18 protein-coding genes are annotated in these 26158 nt (G+C 40.2%); 4 read left to right on the top strand and 14 right to left on the bottom strand.

The features are described from left to right. The first annotated feature begins 121 nt into the window (after positions 1 to 121). Together CDI09_RS17640 and CDI09_RS17645 are read left to right on the top strand one after the other, a co-directional pair. Positions 122 to 1216, top strand: coding sequence for a Flp family type IVb pilin (locus tag CDI09_RS17640; protein WP_146220842.1), 1095 nt, complete (start codon positions 122 to 124; stop codon positions 1214 to 1216). Positions 1217 to 1451: 235 nt separating this feature from the next. Beyond that, on the top strand, positions 1452 to 3992 hold the full coding sequence (locus tag CDI09_RS17645; protein ID WP_146220843.1) for a toprim domain-containing protein: 2541 nt from the start codon (positions 1452 to 1454) through the stop codon (positions 3990 to 3992). Here the strand turns inward: CDI09_RS17645 and CDI09_RS17650 are convergent. The 7 genes from CDI09_RS17650 to CDI09_RS09130 all read right to left on the bottom strand — a co-directional run bounded on the left by CDI09_RS17650 (position 3978) and on the right by CDI09_RS09130 (position 12175). After that, entirely contained in the window at positions 3978 to 4469 is a 492-nt protein-coding gene (locus tag CDI09_RS17650; RefSeq protein WP_146220844.1) for a hypothetical protein, read from the bottom strand. The two genes, CDI09_RS17645 and CDI09_RS17650, sit on opposite strands and share 15 nt — an antisense overlap. A 274-nt stretch (positions 4470 to 4743) precedes the next feature. Continuing rightward, a complete protein-coding gene (locus CDI09_RS09115) occupies positions 4744 to 7284 on the bottom strand; it encodes an AAA family ATPase (protein WP_078528312.1) in 2541 nt (846 codons plus the stop codon). 540 nt (positions 7285 to 7824) lie between these two features. Then, positions 7825 to 8148, bottom strand: a complete 324-nt coding sequence (locus CDI09_RS17655) for a hypothetical protein (RefSeq protein ID WP_146220845.1) — start codon at positions 8146 to 8148, stop codon at positions 7825 to 7827. A 131-nt stretch (positions 8149 to 8279) separates the two neighbouring features. After that, a complete protein-coding gene (locus CDI09_RS09120) occupies positions 8280 to 10934 on the bottom strand; it encodes a DotA/TraY family protein (RefSeq protein ID WP_078528310.1) in 2655 nt (884 codons plus the stop codon). Between the two features lie 63 nt (positions 10935 to 10997). Continuing rightward, positions 10998 to 11228, bottom strand: coding sequence for a hypothetical protein (locus tag CDI09_RS17660; RefSeq protein WP_146220846.1), 231 nt, complete (start codon positions 11226 to 11228; stop codon positions 10998 to 11000). Next, the gene (locus CDI09_RS09125; RefSeq protein WP_078528307.1) at positions 11229 to 11897 is read right to left on the bottom strand and encodes a hypothetical protein; all 669 of its coding nucleotides are present in this window, start codon (positions 11895 to 11897) and stop codon (positions 11229 to 11231) included. Further along, positions 11897 to 12175, bottom strand: a complete 279-nt coding sequence (locus tag CDI09_RS09130) for a hypothetical protein (protein ID WP_078528304.1) — start codon at positions 12173 to 12175, stop codon at positions 11897 to 11899. The genes CDI09_RS09125 and CDI09_RS09130 overlap by 1 nt, the downstream gene beginning before the upstream one ends. Before the next feature lie 242 nt (positions 12176 to 12417). Here CDI09_RS09130 and CDI09_RS17665 point away from each other — a divergent pair, with 242 nt between their 5' ends. Beyond that, a complete protein-coding gene (locus CDI09_RS17665; RefSeq protein WP_146220847.1) occupies positions 12418 to 12969 on the top strand; it encodes a hypothetical protein in 552 nt (183 codons plus the stop codon). 845 nt (positions 12970 to 13814) lie between these two features. Here the strand turns inward: CDI09_RS17665 and CDI09_RS17670 are convergent. Then, positions 13815 to 14387, bottom strand: coding sequence for a hypothetical protein (locus tag CDI09_RS17670; protein WP_146220848.1), 573 nt, complete (start codon positions 14385 to 14387; stop codon positions 13815 to 13817). A 126-nt stretch (positions 14388 to 14513) separates the two neighbouring features. Between CDI09_RS17670 and CDI09_RS17675 the strand changes: the two genes are divergently transcribed. After that, entirely contained in the window at positions 14514 to 15446 is a 933-nt protein-coding gene (locus CDI09_RS17675; protein ID WP_170120487.1) for a serine protease family protein, read from the top strand. 52 nt (positions 15447 to 15498) lie between these two features. On the opposite strand, the gene CDI09_RS17680 is transcribed toward CDI09_RS17675, so the two are convergent. From CDI09_RS17680 to CDI09_RS09150, 6 genes are all read right to left on the bottom strand, one after another. Beyond that, the gene (locus CDI09_RS17680) at positions 15499 to 15891 is read right to left on the bottom strand and encodes a hypothetical protein (RefSeq protein WP_146220850.1); all 393 of its coding nucleotides are present in this window, start codon (positions 15889 to 15891) and stop codon (positions 15499 to 15501) included. A 107-nt stretch (positions 15892 to 15998) separates the two neighbouring features. Next, a complete protein-coding gene (locus CDI09_RS17685; protein ID WP_146220851.1) occupies positions 15999 to 17372 on the bottom strand; it encodes a hypothetical protein in 1374 nt (457 codons plus the stop codon). A gap of 363 nt (positions 17373 to 17735) precedes the next feature. Further along, a complete protein-coding gene (locus tag CDI09_RS09140; protein ID WP_078528298.1) occupies positions 17736 to 19535 on the bottom strand; it encodes a PcfJ domain-containing protein in 1800 nt (599 codons plus the stop codon). Positions 19536 to 19957: 422 nt separating this feature from the next. Continuing rightward, positions 19958 to 21448 carry a site-specific DNA-methyltransferase gene (locus tag CDI09_RS09145; protein WP_078528295.1) on the bottom strand — a complete coding sequence of 497 codons (1491 nt, stop codon included), beginning with the start codon at positions 21446 to 21448 and terminating at the stop codon, positions 19958 to 19960. A 190-nt stretch (positions 21449 to 21638) separates the two neighbouring features. Next, complete coding sequence (locus CDI09_RS17690; RefSeq protein WP_146220852.1) at positions 21639 to 22697, bottom strand: hypothetical protein; 1059 nt, start codon at positions 22695 to 22697, stop codon at positions 21639 to 21641. Positions 22698 to 23115: 418 nt separating this feature from the next. Next, a complete protein-coding gene (locus CDI09_RS09150; protein WP_167370266.1) occupies positions 23116 to 24795 on the bottom strand; it encodes an N-6 DNA methylase in 1680 nt (559 codons plus the stop codon). Positions 24796 to 26158: the final 1363 nt, after the last annotated feature.

Here is a 26158-nt window from a genome sequence, read left to right on the forward strand (position 1 = left end):
CGGTGACATATTATCCAGTTTGTATTTAATTAGGGACTAACTACCTGTTAAATACTTTATATAAACCATATGACCTGATACCTTTTTAATTGTATAGCAACAATTAAAGGAGGAAGTTGACATGTGGAAGGAGGAAGAAGGTAATTCGGCAATTGAATATGTCGTTATCATGATATTTATTACCTTGGCTATGTTATCGGCGCTTGCAATAACGGGTGGCACGATTCAGGGAACATTTTGTTCTGTTGCTCATGAATTCAACGCAGCGGATACCATGTGCAGTACCGCAGGCAACACAAGTTCAGGAAGTTCTTCGGGAAGTGGTAGTGGAACTTATAGCAGTAGCGGTAGTGGAACTACTAATTATTCGTTAGCAAATGCTACGGCTTTAAATCAGGGGCAGGTATCACAGATATATTCATATATGTTAGAAATCCAAAGTAATTTTGATGAATTTAATAAATATGGTGCTGATTACGAACCCGATAATTCAGGGAAATCTACGATAACATTAAGCAATGTGTATAACGGGGACGGCGAACCTATAACAACTTTTGCCCAATTGCAGTCAGTCCTCAATTCTATGGAATCTAATTCGTCCGCAGAAGAAAATAAATTAGAATCCGAATATGGTTCAGCGATAGCGGCAGCGGTTGTGGCTAACAATGAATACCAACCAACTGATGCCGATGGCGACCCTTATTTGACAAACCAGACATTAACATCGGAAGATGAGGCAAGCATAAGTTCACAAGAAGATGCATTTAACAAAGCAGAACAGGAATACAATAATTATTTAGCGACCCAGGATACGACTTTATATATTCCGAATTCTGATGAACAGACTTATGGTTCAGGTGGTTCGCTTGCTGGTCAAACAGGTCATGACTATACTATTTCTTCAAGTCTAAATTATTATAACCCTACAGGAAGTGCAGACGACAAAGGAAATCCTATTGGTGAAACTGTGCAGGAAAATCAGTCATCTACATTCAGTGAAGAAACAGCAAGTCAGGCTCAACAGGTTCTAAAATCTGAAGATAATATTGGAACTGTTAACGACCAAGGTTCTGTATATAATCCTTCTAATTACAGTTATACGCAGACAAACACACCTGATGGCGGAACATCTTCTACTAACTCATATAGTTACGTTAATGATTCCGATGCCTTTGGAACACCTACCGATGCCAATTCTTCGACATCCAGTAATTGATATAGACGCATTGAACTATACTGTGGTGACCTTTAAAATGGTCACCTTTTTTTATGTGTTCATGGTTTCAGGTGTCATCTGGATGCATCAAGGAAGGGGCAAAACCAGGACACACAATCATCATCGGGCTTGACCGCGTTAGCGCCTAATCTTCATTTATTTGGTTAAATTGCTTTTTTTTCTTCGTTTTGTGCTACCTTGGGAAGTGGAAGGACTACAACTGGAGGAAGAAGGAATGGACGATTTCAAAAAACGTAATTTGATAACACAACGATATAATATGTTACGGGACCGTTTGTATCGTTATGATTTACCGCAGTTTTTATCCCGTAATTATGAATGCAGGGATTTAACGCAAGACAGTATACATGCAAGTCGTCTTCGTGTGGACCATGTTGATTACAGTACACATGTTTTCCGTTTGGTTAATCAGGAAGACACGGACCCGATGCCGGGCAAGGTGAAGACGCCGCCTGAATTTGAAAAGATTATTCTGTATAAGAATCTACGGTCGGGCATCTGGTCTATTCGCCAGGAAGGCAACATGCCATCTGTTCCACGTTATGATGCAGAAGGTGAAGTTGTCGGTGTCAAAGACCGATTAAGCATTCTGGACTTATATATAAGAAGTCATCCTATGATGACGGAAGAATTCACAACCCGTGACGGGACGCATGTTCCATCGGTTGAAATGAAACCGTATGAGAAGGAAAAGAAGGCTATACGGATTCTTGCTTTTGAATTGTATGGCATCAACATGTTGAACAAGCGTGAGCGTCAGGACTATATCAAGCGTGGTCTGTTACTTCCTGATGTCACAGAAGAAACAGGGCGTGAACTAACGCAGTCTCGCATCAAAGAATACAATGACATGTCACCAGCAGGAAATGGTGCGCGTGAAACATTGCGTTCGCTTGGCATGAATGATGATGTTATCCGTGACCTTTTGCCTAAGTTAAAGGAAACTGGTGACGGTGCTATTGTTTATCCTGTATTCAAGACGGGTGAACAGGTTTCTTATGAGGCTATCACACTGGAACAGGGCAATCGTTATCAGGCGCAGTCTATTGGCAAGATTGGCGATGATGATGCGCGTGTGAAGATAATAGCCCGTGATATGAAATCGGGTTTCAGTGCTTATCAGGACTTCAAGAAAAGGGGGATGATAAAGAATCCTGATGAAGTGCAGATATTGGTATCATCTGTTGATTGCAATACAGACTTGAAGTCGGACTTGGCTGATTTAATACATGACAGTCGTTCGAATGCTGTTTTTGTCGTAGCGCGTGATGCAGAACGCTATCCTGTTTATGTGACGGGCAGGGAAGGCGAAAAGAAGGAATTTGTATCGTATCCCCGTGACAGTGACCTGTTCGCCAATGACGTTGCTGATGCCATAAAGGTTAGTGGTCGCAAATCGGTTAACATGCAGAACCCTCCTCGAACGCATAGAACCTGGTCGAACGTGGCGGACGGTATTGTTGTTGACCATGGCTACAACAAGATTGAAACGGGTGAACTGTTAAACAAGCTCAAGGGCATGCAAAGACAGGATGCCTATAATGTTTTAAATGAAGTGTTTTCGGAACGTACCAGCGATATTGGTCACACGTTTGCAACGCGCAAGCCGACGCCTGATGTATCGGACATGGTGCGTGCATATGAACAGGTTTTTCAGGACCGTGTGCTTGCTGTTGAATCATCCGTTCGGACGATGCATGCAAGACCTACACAGCACTCCAACTCCATCATCAGCAAAAGTTTGCCAGCCGAAGATTTAGAAAAGGTCATTGCCAGGAACCGTGCGCGTCTTCAGGGTAATTTTGATAGACGTGAACCGATACCGAATGATGACCCTTACCTATTATCGCGTGGCATCTTACCGGCGACCATTGCCGCCTTCAATCAATCTGGTGACATTCGCAGGGACCGTCAGGACTATTCTGGTGACAGGTGCAATCCAGAAGGCTTTGTGGTTGCTCACAGGGATGCGCAGGGGGGCTTGTCTGGATATGAACGTAAGGGACCGAAACCACCGCAGACACCTGAGAACATTCAAAAGGGTGTAAACTTCGACAAGTCATTTTCAATTTTCGTAGCCGGTGGAACCAAGTTATCTACGCAGTTACGAAATGGTGACGCTATTGAACGTGCTTATGTCGGTGAATCTGTTGTGGACCTGTTATCGGCTTGGCAACATGACGGTTCACCTGAGAACAGCATATTGATGTCTGTTTATGGCAACACCAGTGAACATGCTCATCGTGTGACGGCTCAGGTTATCAGTGAAGGCAACCCCCAGGCGTCTGTATATCTTTGCTTTGACAATGACAGTGCGGGAAACACGTTCAGTGAAAAGTTCCGTGCGATTGCGCCGAAGGGATTGGAAGTTTTCGACCATCATCCTCCAGCAGAATACAAGGACTGGAATGATTGCATCCAGGGCAAGTTGTGGAAACAGGACACACCTGATGCATTGTGGAGAAAGTTCAGCAGCAATGTTCCCGATTTTCAGATTGTTGAACTGAAGGAAGAATTTGGTGACCAGATTCCACAGGATATGATTGACCAGGTTAACATGTGGTATCCTGAAGAAATCATGGAAGATGATGAAATGGATATCGCATCAAAGGATGACGTTGAAAAAATACGTGATGCTGATAATGAACAGATAGTAGATGATGTCATCGACGATGCTAATGATGACACCAATGACCGTGCTTTGTCTTGGTTAGAAGAAGAAGAAGATATTATGTCATCATCACATAAGATGTGACGGGACATCCTTTTCAAATGTCATCATGGTTTCTTTGATTGCATTTCGTAGCATAAACCAGTTGCTTGCAAAAATCAGGCAACTTGCTCCGACAACCAATTCAAGTAGTATCGTGATGACATTTGCATTCATCCACATCATTAACATTGTGACAATCATGAATGACAACAGGAATAGACCACCTGTTATTTTCAATATGACTTGTGAAATAGATGAATCGATTATGGATTTTGTTCCTTGAACACATCCTATGACTTCATTTCCTATTCCAGCATTTACATAGAACAATGTGACAAGGTTTCCAAATCTTAGCATCCTGTTGATTTCACCTGAAACATTCACATTTGTTAAAACAACTTCTTCACCATCATCAGTTTTCAATGTGATGCTTTTATATTTCTTGCCAAGATTGGAAGTGTTAACTTCTTCTGTTCGTAAAATATACCCTGTAATCTTTTTTGACTTCATAACACTCATATTGATATCCTCCTTTTTTATGTTGCTAACATAAAGGATACCAGATTATATCAAGATGATATAAGGTTATGTGTTAACTAATATGATGTATGCTTGAAGACACACACATTACACGGGCCTGATACACTTGTGTATCAATGCGATAGCATCAAGAAACAATCAACTGATATAGGAAATATTAAGAAGGGGCTAACGCCTGATAGACCTTGTGATGATGTGTGTTAAAAAAAATCCCTGAATGTTAAACTCAGGGACTTCGTTGTTTTGTTATCTGTTATGCGTTGAACATATTGTTTTCTTTTGAATCCACGATGAATTCAACGTATTTCCTGAATGACCTCATATCGCCTTTGAACACGTTTTTCAGTGCTGTGATATCGACGTTATCCAGTTGAAACCAGCCTTCACATAGCCCCCGTTCTTTTTCGATATCGCGGACAACATTCCTTGCGATTACGGGGACGTGTTCTGTTCTCGGGGCATCCACTTTGATGATGGTACACCTTGATTTCAGGGCGGGTAGTATATTGTCAGGATTATTCGCGGTCATCACCCATGTTAGCCATGACAGGTCAACAGGTCTGTTGAACCAGATATCCCGGTAGTGTTGTGCCTCCTTCTTATCCAGGACACCAAGCAGGGCGTCTTGGATGCAACCGTAGTCTCGGTGACGTGTCACCTTATCGATTTCATCAAGGATGAAAGCCATGTTCGGGCATTTTGTGCGTGCAACTTCTTCCAGGACTTGTGACGGTGTGGATTCACCGAACGACATGTGTGTGCCTGTTAGAAAAAATGAATCATGCGTGCTTGCCATATTCCGAATCATAGACGGGATGCCTACCAGTTCGAAGAATTCACGTGCCAAGGTTGACTTGCCGGTTCCAGACGGACCTACAAGAATGATGTTCGGTGACCGGACCATGATACCGTATCGGCTATATGTATCGTATGTCTTCTTCATTTCCCTGATTGCATGTTTGGCATAGGAAAACTTTGCCTCCAGTTTGGATATATCAATATTTTTCGGTTTCCGAAGTTTCAGCGGTTTCCGAAAGTTATTAAAGTCTTCGGCAATCCGTTTTTTCCGATGTAGGATGCTTGCAGGGAAGGTTTCGAAGATTGCGACTTCGCCTTCACCAGCCTTCACCTTGAAATCTGTTGTTTCGGTATCTTTTTTTCGATGTAGTTTTTTCACGGGGTCAGGGGGGATGACTTCCTCGATGCCATCATCATTTATTTCGAAAGCAACCATTTCTTTGTGTTCATCATCTTTCCCATTGATTTCGTCAAAATCATCGGGGGGTATGATAACGGCATCGGGTGCTACGGGTATGTTACCGGGCTTTTCGGACACAGCATTTCCTATTTCACCGATAAGGTCTCGGTCTGTTATTTTTGTGCTGATGTCATTCATGGTGATGATATCGGTTGGCTTGAACCAATAAGTCATGAACTTTGATGTATCGTTTTCTTTCGAAACCTCATGTCTTTTGATATCGTAAAATAGTTTCTTAGCCATTTCCGACATGAACTCAGTATCTTTTTCCAATGCTTTATCAATCAGGAAATGTGATATACTGAAAAGGCTTTCGATATCCTTTGTGTTATAATTAACAAGGTCAGGGACCATGTCTGTTAATGGAATGCTGAAAGCTTTTACGGGAATATCTTTGCATTCATCAAAGATGTGACCATAGATATTCGGACTGGATGCATACGCCATGACACGGACGGTTTCTAATATCAGTCTGTGATATGTGAAATGGACTTCACAGGCGTCATTTGTTGTGATGTCATCAATGTTTTCAACAATGAAGTCAATTAGTTCTTCAGTGAGATAACAAACTGTTTTCAGTTCACGCCAATCATCATTCAGGTCCATGCATACCATTTGCTGATACATGAATTTCAGGGCGGTTCGTTCGCATCCGAATTCTCTTATATATTCTTTTGCGATGTATGAGTGCCGCAGCGCCAGGATGATTGCTGATTTCCCGACTGCATTAAACAGTTTGTTTTTTTCGTCATCGCTAATGATGTATCTGTTATAACTACTCTTGATATCATCGCAGTCTTTATCGGGCGTGTGATGATATTTCATAATTGACCGGATAAAACCGATTTCAGCGCGTGCGAACAGCAACAGCCAATCGGCATCTACAACGCTATCACCAGAATTCGTGCAAGGGTTCACAGGAAAGTCTTTGCGTGCCTGTAGGACCATTTTTGCGTCTTCAACGCAGGGGATATCCAGGGGGACTTTCAGGATAGCATCGAACACACGGTTCAGCATGTCGCCTTGTTTTTCAAAAAACAGGACGCCATCCGATGACATCCATACGGCGTTCCGGTCATCATCACTCCACACCAGTTTCATGGTATCAAACACCACCATCACCAGTTGTGAAAAATCAAACGACAAGTGTTTTTTGTTTTCGGGGTTAAATCTTTTGGATGTTTCACTATCCAATTTTACAGAAACGATATCTTCTCCGATTTCTTTAATCAGGATTTTTGACACGTAAGTATCAAATACAATGTCTTCTAATTTGCCAAATGCAAAAATGTTTTCGAAATCCATGTCACTTGCTGAACTCAGCAATTCGCTTGCCCGTTCACCTATTATGGTGGCAACAACCTTCTTTTCTTCACCACAGATAGGACGACCGATTTCTTTCCTGAAATCTTCTTTTTTCTTTTCAATTGCCTTGTAGATGTCATTAGCAGACAGGCTATAGATATCACCTGTTGTGACAACAGAATACTTGATTTCGTCATCTACCATCTTTTTTAGGAATTCAACAGCATTCATGACAATATCCTTAATTCAGATGATAGATGTAGACAGACAATGCCACATCATGGACTTCATGTGTCTTTATATACTCATGACCTTCATATTTGTCAACCGGAAACCCATGTCATTATGACATACTTGATTATAGCGGTTATTAATTATATGTGTCTTAGGCGCTATCGCGGGTAAGCCCGGTGATGATTGCGGCTTACATGATGACATTAAAGGTTTCGCAAAAAGAAATTATAAGTCTGTTATCCGTGTGATTATAGAACGTGTTATCAATCATAAGTTAATGTATCGTTTATCATATAATTAACGTTATCTGGATATCCGTGTTTCGTTATCTGGATGTGACCATTGATGTGTAGCATTGTTCTCGGATGCATTCATATCGCGTTAAAATGGCGTTACAGGCTTTATGGAAACACTTATTACACACGGGCTTAATTCGCGTTAGCGCATATGTTACCGTTCTGTTTTTGCTAATAAAAAAGGTCCGATGGCTCACACCACAAGACCTTAAAAGATTACAGCATTAGGAGATAGAACTGGTTAATCGTAGATGCCGAAAAATGCCAGGATATCTTCGGCATCACTTTCAATGCGTTCTTCCATGGCATCACCGATAGGACGTAGAACCGTCATTCCCAGGAATGCTATGGTAAATACTGCACTAACTACAAGTGCCATTAATCCCGCATGCAATATGACATGAACATTATGTTTGTCAGTAATAAAGTCTGTGAATGTTGCCCTTGATTGTGTGCTTTCACATAAATGAAAGAATATCATACAACCAATTGTCATCATACAGCCACAAAACCCCCAAACAGTCTTAATACATAAGATGACCATACCTTTTAAAAAATCATACATGTTAATGTCCTCCTTTGATGTAATCTAACTCTTACTATTAATACTATCATATCTGTTATAAATGTCAAGAATTTATTGCATGTTTATCGAACAAATAATAAAGGAAGGGTGTTACCCCCTCCTTTGACACCTTATCCTCCTTTAACTGAACCACCACCTTTCTTCGGATGCTTATGAACCAGTTTGTTAAGCTCGTTTGACTTGCCACTGGTATTATACATTACGCCAGCGAACTTGGCTGAATTCTCGGCTTCGCCATAGTTACGTGCGTGTGCGCCAATCCATGTGAATACGTGTGCTTGATAATCAGTGATACCGTTAATTGACTGAATGATAACCTGGTATTTTAGATACATCAGCATGGTAACACCAGCCATTATGGTGAATACTCCACCAAGACTACTACCTTCTTGTGCTATGAAAATTGTAGCAAAGTAGTTATCGACGCATGACATCAGGAAAGGTGCGATATAGAAAATTGCGAAGAAACCGATGACTGAGAATGCAGGGCGCATGGCAAGATTGGCTACCAGCATGATACCTGCCTTGGATACCTGATGTATCAATTCCTGTCCATCAAGACGAACGAAAGTGAATGACCACAGGGGCGCTGCCATCATGGCTTCAATAGCGAACTTACAGCATGCAATGAATGAATAGAAAACATACATGGCGGCAAGCATTGGCATGATAAAGGCGGTAAGAATTCCAAGTGCATATAATCCAAAGACTATAGGTGAGATAAATACCCCGACGCCAACAATATATAACCCGAAACTTGGTATTGATAATATGCCAGCAGCGAACGCCATCGCTATAATTCCATTTCCAATTCCTATAATAGTATTACCCCACCACATCATTTCTGTAATCGGGTCTTTATCGGATGAATCCGTAAATGAATTTATAATTTTTGTTGACACATAGTTGATTGCTTTATTCATTAACGAAAAGCTTTTACCTGTTATGCCATCTGTATTGCTTTTTGTTGTCGCAAAGTCCGCTCCAGTTAGCGCAGTAGGTTTTTCGTTCTCTTGTGTCCATTCATTTTCAAAACGGTTTTCGATGAATTCCACATATTGTTTCCAACCAGGCACGTTTTCATACGAAGTCAGTTTTATGCTTGTATCAACAGGGGCCGAATTCACGATATTAGCGACGTGCTGTGAACTTGCTGCTAAGTCAACGAAGTATGCTCCAAGGAATGGCCATCCGTATGTGTCCAGACCTGATTCCATGCGCTTGTATGCGTTGCCGTTCAGTGCCACATCAAGCGTTGTCGCCGCTTTTAGAACAGTTGCATTATAACTATCGGCAAGATTTCCGTATCCAGATGTCAGGTTAGTAGGGAATTTTGCGGTGTTTGCGTCACCACCAGGTGTTGATGACTGAACCATTGCCTGTATCTGCTGACTGGAGCGAACAGACTGAATTAAGGATGACAAAGCCTGATTACGTGCCGTTATGAACGTCTGCATATCAGTTTGCTGTTGTTTAATGGCATCGGTATCAGAAGAAGAAAGACTACCAAACTGTGCAACTGTTGCGGTACTACCGACTGTTATTTTTCCACAGTCTCCATAATCCCATTCGGTTTCCTTGCCGTCTGTTGTTGCTTGACCTTTGATATCAGGCTGTTGTGTTACCTGTGCAATATAATTAGATGCATTGGAACCATATTGATTTGTTATTTGTGTTTTGTATGCCTGATAACACAATTCGGATTCAATAACTTCGTGAACCAGTTTTTGTCCGCCGAAATCCTGATTTCCGGTGTTCTTCAAGCCACTTTGTGTTCCAGATGTTGTGTTTCGTAGATTGGTCGCATATTCGATGCCCTGTTTTGCTAAATATGTTCCAAAGTTTTGACCACCTATCCACAAAGACATAATGGAATATTGCCCAAGGCTTAATCCGGCTTGTGAACCAGGAATTGGTGGTAGGAAGGCGATACCCCAACAGACACGAATTGGTGCCCACATAGTGTTCCATTCTTGTCCAAGAACCTTCCCGTCATGTGCCGTCTGTGCAATACCGATGATTGTGAAATATGTAAAAGACATCATGGCGCAGAAGAACACAAAGGCGTTGATATCTCCAAGCAAGTATGTGAATGCTGTTCCTGATGTATTAGACGGCGTAACCATAGTGCCGTTTTTATGTCCAAGGATATTATCTACGAATTTGCCTGGACTATCGTTTTTTGTTGCCGTGCTGAACTGCATGGTTACTTGTTCAGTGTTATCATAATTGGATGCATGCGCGTATTGACCACTACCACCAAGCGCCATCAAGATAACAGCCAATGGCAACCACAGTTTTGGCTTACTAATGAAATCACCAATTGATATCAGTGACCTCTTGGCAAGTTGTCTGTAATAGTATGCATATTTGACAGCTACTGAAGTTGATGCGAATAGACAAGAAAACCACAGCATTGATGTCAATATGGTTGCATATGGTTTACTTATTATAATGTATGCAAGAATATACAAAGTGACGAACATAAATGCAAAGCAGGTGACTTTGTATGATTTCATACGTTTGCCAATTGTATAATCATCGACATGCCGTGCTTTTGCGATTTCTTCAAATCGTTCAGCAGGGGGCATATCATCTTTTACATTTTCTGGAATAGGACATTCTTGATTTCCTATTAATATATCAACGCCTTGTTTGACGAACTTGCCGGTTTCAACGATATTATCCTTGGTTTCGCCTGTTATCTTTTTGATAACATTAAAACCTGTAACCATTCCTAATATACTACGAGGTTTGTCCTCCATTTTATTTTCCTCCTATGTTGTATCCTTTTTAATGTTACCGGTAATGTTTACAATATTATATAATTACCGTAATTCCGGTTTGATTAATATTGCTGGTCCTACCACCAATGCTATGGCAACCAGTGTATTCAGTGCATCTGTGCATATTGTCCACATGTTATGACCATGTATGGCAATCAGTTGTGCATCATATTTCATGATAACAGACCACAGACCTGTTGCCGATTTAACAATCAGCATCATGGCAAGGATTCTGGTCACGGGGTGTAATAAGATTTCTTGTAATCTATTCATTTATCTTCTCCCTTTAACAAATGCGAATTCGTCATATTCAATTGCTAACTGTTGTTTTCTTTTTAGTTCTTTTCTGAACTTCATGATTTTTAATGGTATGGTAACAGGGAACCATTCACCTGATTTAAACCATGCGTTGAAATCTATCCTACGTGTTGTTAGATAAAACAGGGTTGCCGACTTATTAGCCGATAATATCAGGAACATGATTGCAGGCATCATCACGGGGTAGTTCGCCACCAGGTGAACCAATGGCCATAGAAGACCCATGCTGGATAAAAGCGCCGCAACCAGACCACACATCAGCAGGCATGTGGATTCAATCAGGCGTTTGAACAGGGAAAACCCGACAATCGCTATCAGAACCAACATGAACGGACTCATGGAACCAATAGATGACGGTATGCCTTGCAATGCCTGTTTGGCTTCATCAAGCGTATCGTGACCGGTCCACAGGTTGTAAACAAGCTCGTATCCCGTATATCCGAACAAAGCCATCGCAATTGCAAAATAGATTGTCATGACGATATATGCCTGTTTGCGAAAACTTCCGATATTGTCATCACTAATGAAATTCATAATGGAATAACGGGCGAAGTTGTTATCATTCGTATGAATGGTAAACTGTTCATGTGTCATCGTGTCTTCATAAATATAGTATTTCATCATTATTGCTCTCCTATAACTGGTATCATCTGCATGATTTCCGATGCATTCATTGGCAAGCAAAGTATGCCCCCAAGAACAAATGGCATTATATTGCTAATGGTAATTGCCCCACGGCGTTCATGAAATGATTGCCTTACTTTCATCAAGCCAGATGCAAACATGTAAAAAGACATGATGTGCATAAGACCGATAATGGTTGCCGACACATTTATCATTAAGGCATCACCTATATGTTGTGCCAAATCACCTATCCCGCCTGTTCTCGGATAATAAAACATAACCTTCCCCCCTTTTTATATTGGTTACCTGTTTCTTAAGTTACGGCATAAGTTGTTATTTTTTCAAACATGTTGAATTAAAAAAATAGTTGACACGCTTATTTATCCCTTATTTTCTAAGGTTAAATGCTGGTATATTTAATTATATGTTTGTTTTATTTGCTTTTAATAATTATTTTTCATTATATTGGAATTAAGCAGGTGGCATCACTTGTGAAAGCAACAATCTGGAGGGAAAGTTAATGAGTAAGAAACGTAATTCCAACGTAATAAGAAGTAGCAAGCGTAAGTTTAAGTCTTTTTCCAAGAAGGAATTCAAGGAATGTTTGGATGCTGGATATGGAAACAAGGAAATAATGTCTCATTTTGGCATTTCGGCGGGTGAAGTTCATTATGCAAAAAGGAAATGGTTTCCTGAACTTCTTAAAAAGTATTCCACGACTACATCCGTATCTTTGTCATCTTCTAACAAGGGTAGTAAGTTCAAGATTACACGTTTGCAGTTTCAGGATTATGTTGATGAAGGGATGTCATTAATGGAAATTGTGAAGACATTTGACATCAAGATGTCTGTTGCAGAGGCATGGCTAAAAGATATCAAGTCTGGTGTTTTCATAACGGATGACAAGACACCTGATGCCGTGCCTTTTCCATTAAAGGAAAAGAAAACAGGGGGCATGGATGTTGATGACCTGGAAAAGAAGGTCATGGATATGGTGTTAACTGATACCAATCCCGAAGACATCATCAAGCATGTTGAACTGTTAAAAGAGATACGAAAACTGAGGGCATAAATGACATCTAAAATCGTCATCGGATACCATGTATGATAATTTTCGTGCATGGTATTTTTTTGTCTTCAGGACAAGACAAAATATGACGTTTCCAAAAACGTCAAAATAATACTTGTTGACGATTGCAATGTTTCAACACTTTATCAGTAATATTTACACAAACGTTACCCGTTTGTCAATTCACCAAACTGGCTATAGGGAATCTATATAACCAGATTGCTGAATCTTCTCTTAAATCTTATTTTCAGGAATTCAGATTATTAATCGATTTCGAAAACTATATTCTTGTCTTTGGTGCTATCGCACTGCAGATGCTTTGCATCTACTCAAGCCCGGTGATATTTGTGTTATCAGGAAGGGATGATTTTAAGATTCCGTCTCATGCGCCATGCGGCGCTTTTGTCATCATTTAGCCGCAGGCGCTCAAGGAAATCCGACATCCAGGATATGGAATGACTGGAAACACAATCACTAATACCGGGCTTATCAGCGCGATAGCGCCACACCTGCTCATCAATCATCTTCCCCGTCATCAATCAAACCAGACACCAGGTCATCACCCCCTGAAACAGATAACACGACCAGAACCCCGTAGGATGACCATACAGGGCTATTCACCCGTTAACCCGTCACTTTTGTTATCCCGTCACCAGAATGCCCCTGAAAACGTCTTATATGCCGTTCCACACACATCAGCACGACCATAACCATATCACAGAACCCCGTAGGATGACCATACAGCCCCTTTGACGGGGGACATGGTATCCAAGGGGGTATCAGGGCATTTAAAATGCCCCTGGCATGACACCAAGGGCAACACAGACTGATATGATACGGGAACCCTATCAGGGGGTGAACAGGTGACTTGATATGTCATTATGCCCTGATGTCTCATCTTCATTCCATTCCCTAACTTGGTAGTTTGTCTCCTGATGTTCAGGCTTTGGTTCAGGTTCGGCTATGGTTTCGGAAACAGGTTCAGGATGCACGGTGATAGTGTCGTTTTCCAATTTCCTATCGGGCACAGTGTCTTCAAGTCGTGGCACGTCATCGAATGACGGACTTTCCAATGGTTCATCAACTGGTGTCTGAACAAGTTCAGGTTCCTTGGTGACTACGGGTGTGGTTTTGTTCAAGCCATCACGTAGGGCTTCGATAAGGCGTGGAAGGCTTTTGTCTGCATTGTCACGGGCAAAATTACGGATGATGCTAACTGCATGCATAATCAGGATTTTGTCGCTTTCTACCCTTTTCAGTTCGGCAATTGCTTTCTCACGGGCACGTTCGCAAGATTCAACGCCTTCATGTTCAACTGTATCAAGCATGTCATCTATCTGGTGACTTGTTAAAGATGATACCGAACCTAAAACCTTGATGAAGGAATTTGTTCCTGTTTCTGGTGAAGTTATATTATTCATAATGTCGTTCTCCTTTATATCATGTTTGCTAACCCATTCATCATGAACGGGTCTTATATGTTTAGTTAACTGTAATATTTACAGGATTTCAAACATGTCATGTTGTTATATGACAATTATGTTTGCATGGCGGGATTTAATCTGTTCTCTTGTTACGTAATATGGTATGCATGTCACATCATAAAAGAAATGGCTGATATGTTCCGGTTTGTAAGTGTGATGATATGGTCCATATGTATATGGCTATTATCTTCTATTTATTTTCTTGAGCATGTCCCTTTGTCGTCTGTTCGCATTGGAAGGGTAGGGGACAATGTTTTCAGTGGTCAGTCTTTTGATTCTGCAACCCTGGATAATGTTGTCATTCTCTTGTGTACCAAAGACAAGAATATATCTCAGGGCACCGGCACTGTAATTCGTGATAGCAAACACAATGGACACAACAGAATTCTAACGGCTTATCATGTTGCTGCTAACTGCGATGTAATATCTGTTATAAACAGATACGGTCATTTTCTTGGAAATGGAAGGCGTGTCGGCAATCAACATCGGGATGTATTGTCTAAAGTTAAGATGAATGATGACAATTTTTCCGAAGGGGATGATGCTGTAATTGAAATGCGTGAAAAAATCAGTGGCGAATATGACCAGTTAAGGGGGCTGGTGATATCAAGCCATAGACCGCGTGACATTTTCAGGTCTGAATTAAGCAATCCATTTGGCATGTCCCCTGGTGAATCTGGTGGTCCTGTTCTCGATATGAACAATCAAATCATTGGTGTCGTATCGGGCGTAATTGCTCACACAATAGGTAATATGTTTACACCAAAGGTGAATGTAACCTCGCCATCCATTTATTGGTTCATCCTACATAAAGGTGACAAGGAAATAAAATGGACTGTAAAGAAACATAACACGGCATCTTTTGCTAATTTATCGCATGAAACCTTACAAGCATTAAATATGATTGATGATGTTGATTTCTTTTCAGGCGGCAACATTTCAATAATTGGATATGCGAACAACAGTGGCGTGATTTATCATGGTCGCGTTGAATGACATAAAAAGACCCCCTAAATCATTTATTAGGGGGCTGGTTGCTTATATGTTATTAACTAAAACTTCCTTTTGGAAAATGAATTGGTGTCAATTGTTTTAGGACTGAATCTTCATCATCACTGAAAAAGTCATCATTAGGTTTATAGATGCCTGGTGGCATGGCCGGGAATTCATCATTATCATAATCTTCAATCTTGATATTGTATTCTGCTAATGTTTCGGGTGGCAATATATAGCAAACGGCTTCCATTTTAGGTAGGTATTTATCATATGGTTCATCAAGGAATGAATAGACAAGATTCAGTGTGTCTTTGATATAGAAGTCTGCTTTTGCATGACATTGTTTTTTTATATCACCGTTCAGGTCGATGACGGCTCCGAAGAAATCATCTGAATTGACATTGGATTCCAGGGCAATGACTGCAAGGTTTGGTTGTTTTTCCATGTTTAATATCCTCCATTGTTGATTAAAATAACTTTGTTGTTGGCATCTTCCCAATGAAGACACCTTATATATTTATTAAATCATATGTTCCTTGCATTATGGAACAATTACATTGTTCGTGTTGTGGTTTCTTCTTCATCCATGAAGAATCCAATTTGATTATCATTCATTGTTTGTTTTTGTTCATATTGATTTTTATCATCTGCATTAATTTCATCGAATCCACATTCTTGTGCCAATTCTGTTCCTTTGATGTTAATATTTCCTTTTATTTTTTTTGCATCCAAACTTGTCAGTCTACTATTTTCTGCTGAAAAATTACCGTAAACCTTTTCTTCGAAAGACTTTAATTTATTACAGTTATCGAAGGTAGCATTTCCTTTAAAACAGGCGTTTCCATTTAGTGATGACAAATTGCTATCTGATGCATTAAAATCACCGATAACTTTATGGCTCCAGACTGTTATATTTGTTGTTCCTTTTATAGTTGCTGATGCCAGAACGGTTCCTTTAGGTATTTTATTGACTGCATCTTCGCCTACAAATAATTTGCCTTCTTTTGAAACTGCTAATGCTTTTTCATTCCTTCTATCGTCTGGTGAAATGTGAACTTTGGAAAAGTTTGTATGTTCTGATATATGTTTTATTTCATCAATTCCAAGATATAGTTTGCCTGTTTTAGATATTGCCCAAGATTCAGGTTCATACTTATTTTCAGGCATTGCCCCCGATAGGTTTTTAGATACCTTTTCAAATCTTACACCATCATCTACGGCTTTCTGCATCTGCTCGTATCCAAGAAAAACACGCCCGGATTTAGATGTTGCATATCCTTTCGCAAGCATAAAATCGGGTATGTTTTTAATATCAATCGGTTTACCTTCTTCTAATTTCTTCTGCATGATTTCGTAATCATATTGGTTACTTCTTTCTTCCCCTACATATAATGGTCCGTTTTCATACATACTTGACTGTATATTGACGTGGACATTATTTTTGTTGAAAGTGGCTCCATTATCGGATGCATAGTTTATGTTATCCATTCCTACATACAGTTGTCCTTCGTTTGAAATGGCATAATTATAAGTATCCGGTATGTTTATATTATCTCGTGTAAATGTGTTATTGTTTTCGGATGCTTCTAATATGCTATCGTATCCAATGTATAATTTCCCTGTATCATCCCTGGCTGATTGGATGCCTGTTATTTTTTCAGCCTCCAGCCCTTGTGCCAATTGTTCGATAAATATGGCGTAGTCATCCACATTGTTTTGTTTTACGTATAATTGTTTATCTTCTTCACTGAAAGCAACCGTGATTAGTGAATTGTTATTTTTATCACGCAAAGAATATGCTGTGATATCCGTATTTAATTTCACCCACTCGTAACCACCTTCATATTTAATAACCGGGTTTGTTTCCGTGATATATCTTAATGCATCGCCCTTGCTGTGATAATACAGTCTTAATTCATCTGTCATGATATCGTCCTCCCATTGTTATCTTCATCTTTGATGATAACGTAAACACATGATATCCGACAAATGTTTGACTTATTGCGTTGTTTTCTGGATGTTAAATGATTGTCTTTTGATGCTATCGCATGTCAAGCCCGGTGATGTGAATGGCTTCATGTAGGATGATTAAAGTTTTCGCCTCATGCGCCTGCGGCGTTTTAGTCATCAAACACCCCAAAGGGATGAATTCGACATCCAGGGCATGCTTGAAGACACACACATACCACGGGCTTATCAGCGCGATAGCGCCACACCTGGTCACCAGACATAAAAAAAGCCCTATGGCTGAACCATAAAGGCTTAATTGTTTGATATCATGATGACACCTTACATGCTCATGGAATGTTCTTCTTCAGGTTCAGGTATGTGTTCAGGTATCTGTTCCTGTTTTGAATCCATGGATTTGATAGCATCTGCAAAGGCTTGTTTTTCTTCGGGGGTTTTAATTACATCCATGCCGATTTCTTCGGATAATGGGGTTCCTGAAATATCAACATTACGACCGAACTCGGCATTTGGACCAATGTTTGTTAAACTACTATTTTCTGCATCAAAATTACCTTCAACCTTATGATTGAATTCTGTTATATTTTTACATCCTTCAATATCAACACTACCCCCGAACTCGGTATTAGGTCCAATAGTTGTTAAGCCACTACTATATGCAAAAAATCTACCGGGAACTTTATGATTGAATTCAGTTAAGTTTTTGCACTTTGAAACATCAACATTACCACCGAACTCTGCATTAGGTCCGATTTTTTCTAAACCACTATCATCTGCATAAAAAAAACCTTCAACTTTGTTGTTGAATCCTGTTAGGTTTTTACAACCCCTGATGTCAACCTCATCACCGAACTCAGCATTAGGACCGATTTTTTCTAAACCACTAAATGGTGCAATAAATCTTCCTTCAACTTTATTGTTGAATTCAGTTATATTTTTACTACCTGTGATATCAACTTCTTTTAGAACAACATCTTCAGGTATATTTTTAATAGCATTTTGACCTAAATATAAACTACCATCTTCTGCATACGCATACATAATCGCAGTTCGCATATCTATTGTTTCAAACTTCACACCATTTTCGACTGCTTGTTTAATTTCGTTTACTCCAACATATAATGTGCCGTCTTTTGACATTGTATATTCACCTGATACACTAATTTTACCTTTATCAAACTTTAAACCTTTATCTTTCGTATCATATATGTCATTTTCTACACACAATATTCCATCATTTGATAAAGCGTAATTCTGTTGTTCATACAATGAATCTAATTGAACATCATCAAACTTAACTCCCTCTTTCATGGCATCATATATGTCAATAAAGTTTGTGTAAAATTCACCTTCTTTAGATAATGCATATTCACCTTCAATGTTAATTGCATCAAACTTAATACCATCATTTACTGCTTGTTTAATTTCATATATGCCAATGTAATAATCCCCATCTTTTGATACTGCATTATCTATGTCATAGATATGTTCAGGTTTTAATTCCATCATAAGATTTTTAACAACAGGCATATAATCATCGGTAACTTCTGAATTGCCCTTGCATTTCATCTGCTGAATAGTTTTTGTCTTTTCATCATATTCAATAGTGACATGAGGGAAGTTATCTTTATCTCTTAAAGAAAATATTGTTTTATTGTCATAGCCACCCTTGCCAACACAATTACCCATAGCGTTTCCTTCGAAATCTTTTGCCTCTGGTGTGTCCAATTTCACCCACTGGAAACCATCTTCATATTTAATCATCGGGGTGATATCATCAGGATTTCCCCTGAATTCAGATAACTTTTCAGCCTTTTTTGCTAATTTATCATGCCATTTTTCCTGGTGTCCTTGTCCAGCCTCCCATGAAATACGGTCAATCTTATTTGCAAGTTTTGGGTCTTCCTCCTGCAAACCATGTAACCAGTCCCTTGTGTTAGTAATTTCATCTTCTGGTGGTAGGTTATAGTCATTTTTCTTAGCATAGGATTCCAAGCGTTTTTTCATCCATTCCTTTGCAAACTCAGGACATTTACCAGCATATAAATTGGCTTGTTCCTGGATATCAGTAAGTTTCCTATTTTCTTCTGCAATCTTCCTTTGTTTTTCTTCATCAGTCATATCATCACCCTCCCATATGTCATTTCCTTATTTTTTAGTTTACCGGGTATCATGCAATATACCAAATATTTGCATGAATGACTAATGTCATATCAACATGACTGATAACACATTATGTTATATGATAAGTTAACAAGAAATATGATTGGTTTTTGATGCTATCGCATATCAAGCCCGTGTAATAGTGTGTTATCAGATGATATGATTTATGATTTCTCTCTTAGCGCCTGCGGCGTTTTTGTTATCAAACACCCGAAGGGCTGATCGATTTCCAGGATATGAATTACTGAAGACACACACATCACACGGGCTTTGGTAAGGCTTTGCCTTACAGCGCGATAGCGCCCCTATCATTGAAAACATGACATAAAAAAAGCCCCTGGTCATCACAACCATAGGGCTTAGTTGATAACTGGATATTATCAAATTGCGCGGGGGAAGGGGGTATTTGATAGCTCAAAGAATGACAGGTTATCATTGCCAATAACTGCTTTCACACGTTCATAGGTTAGGCTACGGGCATACATGTCATCATTGGCTTCATTGCCCTGTTCCATCATTATGAATGTCCTTTTGTCTCCTTCCCTGTTCATATCCAGGACTGCATGACCTGTTGTTCCTGAACCAGCGAACGGGTCCATGACGATGCCATCTTCAGGGCATAGGGCTTCAATCAGGTATTTTATCAGTTTCAGGGGTTTCACGGTTTTGAAGTCATGCCATTTGCCTACAATCTCGGATAATTCCTTCTTACCATTCACGCCCCCTGATTCTGTTTGCAACAGGAAGTTTTTAGGTGGTGGTGCCTTCGTATCCTTCAGGTATTTTTTGGCATATGGTGTGCCCTTGCCATCCTTACCGAACCAGATTGAAGGCCAAGACCCTTTAGCATATCGGTCACGTGCTTTTTGTGATGCCCCCAGTAGGATGTCTTCCAGGTTCGTGCATTTGCCGTCCTTGAATTCACAGCCATCCAGAACGACTGCAGGCGCGTGACCGTCCCCGATGTCCTTGATGACGTATTGGCTACCATATTCGCTTAGGATGTCTGCAATGGTCTGTGGTGCCCGTATCCAGTAGCGTGTGCCAGGGTAATGCAGTTCGCCGGTGAAGGGTGACTGGATAGCAAAAATCTTGGTACCACTCCGTGCAGTCAACTGATAGCCAGTCCATGGCTCCACATCGTCATCCAGTTTGTTTTTATCGTAAGCCTTCATGTCCTTTTCTGGGTCACGTTTCATGCGTTTGATGACGGCTTTGTTGATGTCTTTTGCGTAGATGAAGACAGCCTCGGTTAGTTCCTGAAACCTTTTTGCATCATTGGCCGCGGCTTTTTTCACCCATGTTAATTTTGTGATAAAATTGTCTTCTCCGAAGATTTCATTCATCAGGCAACCAAGATGTGTTTCTTCCCTGCTATCGATGCAAATGGCGATGATGCCTGAATTTGATAGCATTTTACGCATAGCAAACAGACGTTCACGCATGAATGTTAACCAGTGTGCGTGCCTGTTTTTGTCATCTGTATCAAGTATGGATGCCTTGCCCCCTTTGTAGTTATCGTTATATCTAAAATCTTTCCCTGTATTATAAGGGGGGTCGGTGACTATCAGGTCAACTTTGCCGCCAAAACATATTTCCAAAGATGCCATGATTTTTAGATTATCACCTTCGATAATCTTATGTGCTGGCATGTCTTCATCGTTATCTATTTCCATGCCTTTATCTAATTTGAATGCGACACGTGGAATGGATGCGAATGAATCAGCAAGGTTCGGATTACGACCTGGATATGACAGAAACAGACCAGAACGTTCACGTTCCATGGTTTCAATCTGTTCTTTTAAAGATGCAATGATTGCGTCCTTATCATCTGTATTTAAATCAACTAACGTATTAATATCAGTTCCCATAATTAATTCTCCTTTGTTAAATGGTCCCCCATGTCTAATTAAATCATTTGATATAACTAATATTCAATAATTTTAATTGTTTACTTTGTTCTATTTGCCTGCAATTCTACAAATAGTAGACATAAAAAAAGCCCCGTGGATAAACCAAAGGGCTTAATTGTTCATCATCATGATGACACCTGTTTGTGTTTTACATGCTCATGGAACGGGTTTCTTCTTCTGGTTCAGGTATATGTTCCTGTTTCGAATTCATGGCTTGACAGGCATCTTTTAATTCCTGTTTTCCTTCAGGTGTTTTAATTACATCCATGCCGATTTCTTTTGACAATGGTGTTCCCGAAATAATTACCTCAATATATTTACCATGACCAAAGTCCGCATCTGGTCCTATTTTTGTTAAGCCACTATTTTCTGCATTAAAATGAGGGGCTTTATGATTGAATTCGGTTAAGTTTTTGCATTTTTCAATATTAACACCACTACCGAACTCAGCATTTGGTCCAATAGTTGTTAAACTACTATTTTCTGCAAAAAGAGTACCTTCAACTTTATGATTGAATTCGGTTATGTTACAATTTTCAATCCAAATATTACCCCCGAACTCGGCATCTGGTCCAATTGTTGTTAAACCACTATCGGATGCGTAAAGTGTATCTGGAATCTTGTTGTTGAATTCGGTTATATTTTTACATCTACTGATATCAACATAACCCCCGAACTCAGCATTTGGTCCAATAGTCGTTAAATTACTACCTTTTGCATTAAAATAACCAATAACTGGACGGTTCCACTCTGTTATATTTTTTGAATTTTGAATATTAACATTTTTTAGAACAACATCTTCTGGTATGCTTTTGATAGCATCTTCACCTAAATATAACCTACCATCATTTGATAACGCATTATTTTCACGGATACCACTGATACTAACTTTGTCGAACTTAACACCTTCTTCGGATGCTTGTTTAATGCTATCAAGTCCAAGGTAATAATCTCCGTCATTAGACACCGCATAATCTACACCTAAGATAATTTCAGGTTTTAATTCGTTTAAAATGTTTTCAGCAAATGGTAAATATTCATCTTTATGCATGTTTATACGTGCGCTTTCACCTTTCGACATAATATCCCCTTGATTTTCGCCATTTTTATCAAGTAATTGGTATAAATCTATATCTTTCCCCTTATAGGTTGTATTTTCATGTATCCAATTTAACCCATTTTCATATTTAATCATTGTTTTAGCCATAATAACTTTCCTCCCATGTTAATCTGTTCATAACAACATGTTATGAACCTTGTTTTCAGGTTACCGGGTATCATGCAATATAACAAACTTTTGCATGAATGACTAATGTCATATCATCATATCTGATAGCTCATTATGTCATATAATAAGGTCGCAAGATATATGATTGTCTTTTGATGCTATCGCATATCAAGCCCGTGTATATATATAGTTTACAGGTCGGAATAGGGAATTGATTTCGTCTCATGCGCCTGCGGCTAAACGATAACAAAACGCCGCAGGCGCTTAAGGAAATCCAGGACATTGCTTGAAGACACACAACCATCCACGGGCTTATCAGCGCGATAGCGCCCTTATCACTGAAAACAAGACATAGAAAAAAGCCCCCTGAAATCTAATTCCAAGGGGACTGATTATCTTACAGATTAAACAAAGCCTTATTTCCATATAAGTCAGCAAATAGGGCTTTAGTTAATTGCCTCATATTGTTACGGACCTTTTTTATATCTATTAATTCTTCTTCTTCATTAAAGATATATGCCCCTGTATCCAAACGATATCCACTTTGTTTTATCTGTTCATATGAAACCATACAGGAATAACCGTTTATATTTTTCTGTTCATGATAGATTTGAAAAGCATCCACATTCATGCTGGACCCAGGTGTCCAGATGTTGCGTTTGCCATCCCGTTTGAAATCACGCGATGAATCAATCATCATGACACTTGGTGTGCCACCATCTACAGACATATCAGGACGGTCTTTATCCAGTATCCACAGACACACAGGGATATCCGTATTTTGGAATAGTTTTGGTGGCAATGATACAATCCCTGCAACACATCCTGTTTCCAGAATTGCTTTCCTGATTGCCTTTGTTGAACTTTTAAACAATGTGTTCATCGGCATAACAAGGACTGCTTGCCCCCGGTCATTCATCAAATCCATGACCACCTGAAGGAAGGCATATTCACAGTCACCTTTCTTCGGTACACCATATTTCCATACAGCATCCTTCTTATTGATGTGGTCTATTCCGTAATCCTTCAAGCCATATGGTGGGTTTGCAAATATATAATCAAGTTTCCCTGAAAACTGACCAAGTTTCTCAGGATATTCTGTGATGCTATCACCGATATATACATGACTTTTTTCAATGCCATTTAGATAGATATTGGTAGCACCAAGAACACCAGAACGAATGCTTTTTTCACCGACCACGACCTCCACTTTATCTTTCAGGGATTGGTTGCCGCCTGAAAAGGCATTCACGCCTTCAATGGCAAAGGTACACACCCCAGCCGTAGGGTCACCGATTTTGACATTATCAAGTTCACGGTCGAACCTGATGAAACGAACGGCATTCTGCACGATTGAAGGGGGCGTGAAGAATTCTCCAGACTGTTTGCCACCACCACCCGTGTAGTTTCCAATCAGTTCCATATACACATCAGCGAAGATGTCCCGGTCTTCCTGATGAACTGAAAAATCAAAAGGGTCCAGTTCCGACAAGATGCCATCGAAACAGGCATCATCCATAACGATACGGTCTGTATCGCTTACCCGTTGACCGACAAGGGATGTGAAGTTGAACACATCAAACAGTTGTCTGAACAATTCATTCCTGAATGAATTCGCAAGGAACTTCACCAGACCCGTTTTCATCGTTATCAGCGCACCGTTCTCATCAACGGGCACATACGCATGGTTATCCACACCGACACCATGCTTACGGATGCAGTCCATATCCGTGTATGTGATGCCTTCGGATGCATGTTCCACGTTTCCAGGGAACTGCGCGACATCACTCCAATCCAGACGGAATGACCACAGGGCTGTTTCGTCCACTTTGAACTTCCCGGTGTTATTTTTTTCAACAAAGGCATCAAGGGTGACACCTTCCTTCGATAATTGCTGAATCAAGAACCGCTTGTAATGTGTCCGTTCATCGATAATCCGTTTTAACATCAAGGTTCCAACCGTTATCGGCATGAAATCCTGTGAATTGCCACGCCCCGCATGGCGGATTCTATCCGTGAACTTCTCAACTACCTTCTGTAATTTATCAAACGTGAATTCATGCTTTCCATTTGTCATGTTATCATCCTCCCTCATGTTGTTGCCCAGACCCTTTGATAAGTCTTTAGTCTTTCGACTTAACACACATGTTAACAGATGACAAATGACATATTAACATGTAAGACATGCCATTATGTTAAATATGATAGTTCCGATTGATAACGTGCGGCATTTAATATGTTTGCACGGTTTCGGCGCTATCGCGCTCGATGAGGCTTCGCCCCATCTAAGGCCCGGTGGTGGTGTGTGTTAGCAAGCAGGGCAGGGGGCATGATTCCCTCGTTGCCTTCGGCTTTTATGTTTTCAGGCATAAGGGCGCTAAATGGTCACAGAACCCCCTAGAAGGGCATAAGGGGGCTGTATGGCTACCAATTATGGAAAACAGGCGCATACGGGCTTGTAGGGGCTTTGTAGACGCATCATGCGTCCTATGCCTTCATCCAAACCTGGTCATAGGTGAACGGCTACGCATGTCATGTCGCCGGCATAAATTGCATGCAGGTTGAAGGGATGAAGGGTTTTCAAGAAAGTCATGACAAGAATTCATGGAACCTTGTTATATGACATAAAAAAACATGGCATATTTCGAAAGTCATGGCTTTGTTTAAAAAAAGACGACCGAAACTGATACCTTCCTATTTGTTAAAGCAAATGCATTGTGTGATATCTTTTGGCGCTATCGCGCTGATATGCTGCGCATATCCAAGGACTGATAAGCAATCATGCCCTATGCCGGTGGCAACACACCCCGACCAGGTTTGCAGGCAATCAAAAATAGGGGGCATGAGAACTATAACATTACCGGGCTTTAGTAGATGCTTGCATCTACAAGTGCGATAGCACCCATTACGGAATCAGTTTGTATGAAAATTCACAGGAATCGATTCCAGAGAAGATTCGGCAATCTGGTTATAATGAATCCCTATAGCCAGTTTGGTGAATTGACAACGCCTGAACGTTTGTGTAATCCGACGCCCTAAAATGGTTGAAAATCAGGCAATTATCATCACGTCACGTTATCAGGTGGCGACATGTGAAACCAATTCATGTGTGAAAGTGGCAATCATGCTGCCTTCGAATATGTGGATGCCTGGTCATCATAGGAACCATCCGGGCAATCGGCATCGCTGATGCTTTGTGGATAACTTGGCATTAGGGGCTGACGTTATCATCAGGCTTTAGGATATGGCGAAGACATATCCAGTGCGATAGCACCAAGACGGAATCAGTTTGTATGAAAATTCACAGGAATCGATTCCAGAGAAGATTCAGCAATCTGGTTATAATGAATCCCTATAGCCAGTTTGGTGAATTGACAACGCCTGAACGTTTGTGTAATCCGACGCCCGAAAATCCTTGAAAATCAGCGCATTATGCATGG

Source organism: Komagataeibacter nataicola, from assembly GCF_003207795.1.
GTDB classification, from domain to species: domain Bacteria; phylum Pseudomonadota; class Alphaproteobacteria; order Acetobacterales; family Acetobacteraceae; genus Komagataeibacter; species Komagataeibacter nataicola.

Bases quoted from the DNA above. Each gene is read 5' to 3' on its own strand.
- CDI09_RS09130 (WP_078528304.1), bottom strand. From the start codon at position 12,175: ATGTTTTATTATCCGAGAACAGGCGGGATAGGTGATTTGGCACAACAT.
- CDI09_RS09115 (WP_078528312.1), bottom strand. From the start codon at position 7,284: ATGAATGCTGTTGAATTCCTAAAAAAGATGGTAGATGACGAAATCAAG.
- CDI09_RS09125 (WP_078528307.1), bottom strand. From the start codon at position 11,897: ATGATGAAATACTATATTTATGAAGACACGATGACACATGAACAGTTT.
- CDI09_RS09140 (WP_078528298.1), bottom strand. From the start codon at position 19,535: ATGACTGATGAAGAAAAACAAAGGAAGATTGCAGAAGAAAATAGGAAA.
- CDI09_RS17650 (WP_146220844.1), bottom strand. From the start codon at position 4,469: ATGAGTGTTATGAAGTCAAAAAAGATTACAGGGTATATTTTACGAACA.
- CDI09_RS17670 (WP_146220848.1), bottom strand. From the start codon at position 14,387: ATGAATAATATAACTTCACCAGAAACAGGAACAAATTCCTTCATCAAG.
- CDI09_RS17655 (WP_146220845.1), bottom strand. From the start codon at position 8,148: ATGTATGATTTTTTAAAAGGTATGGTCATCTTATGTATTAAGACTGTT.
- CDI09_RS17660 (WP_146220846.1), bottom strand. From the start codon at position 11,228: ATGAATAGATTACAAGAAATCTTATTACACCCCGTGACCAGAATCCTT.
- CDI09_RS17690 (WP_146220852.1), bottom strand. From the start codon at position 22,697: ATGGCTAAAACAATGATTAAATATGAAAATGGGTTAAATTGGATACAT.
- CDI09_RS17645 (WP_146220843.1), top strand. From the start codon at position 1,452: ATGGACGATTTCAAAAAACGTAATTTGATAACACAACGATATAATATG.
- CDI09_RS17685 (WP_146220851.1), bottom strand. From the start codon at position 17,372: ATGACAGATGAATTAAGACTGTATTATCACAGCAAGGGCGATGCATTA.
- CDI09_RS09150 (WP_167370266.1), bottom strand. From the start codon at position 24,795: ATGACAAATGGAAAGCATGAATTCACGTTTGATAAATTACAGAAGGTA.
- CDI09_RS09145 (WP_078528295.1), bottom strand. From the start codon at position 21,448: ATGGGAACTGATATTAATACGTTAGTTGATTTAAATACAGATGATAAG.
- CDI09_RS17665 (WP_146220847.1), top strand. From the start codon at position 12,418: ATGAGTAAGAAACGTAATTCCAACGTAATAAGAAGTAGCAAGCGTAAG.
- CDI09_RS17640 (WP_146220842.1), top strand. From the start codon at position 122: ATGTGGAAGGAGGAAGAAGGTAATTCGGCAATTGAATATGTCGTTATC.
- CDI09_RS17675 (WP_170120487.1), top strand. From the start codon at position 14,514: ATGGCGGGATTTAATCTGTTCTCTTGTTACGTAATATGGTATGCATGT.
- CDI09_RS17680 (WP_146220850.1), bottom strand. From the start codon at position 15,891: ATGGAAAAACAACCAAACCTTGCAGTCATTGCCCTGGAATCCAATGTC.
- CDI09_RS09120 (WP_078528310.1), bottom strand. From the start codon at position 10,934: ATGGAGGACAAACCTCGTAGTATATTAGGAATGGTTACAGGTTTTAAT.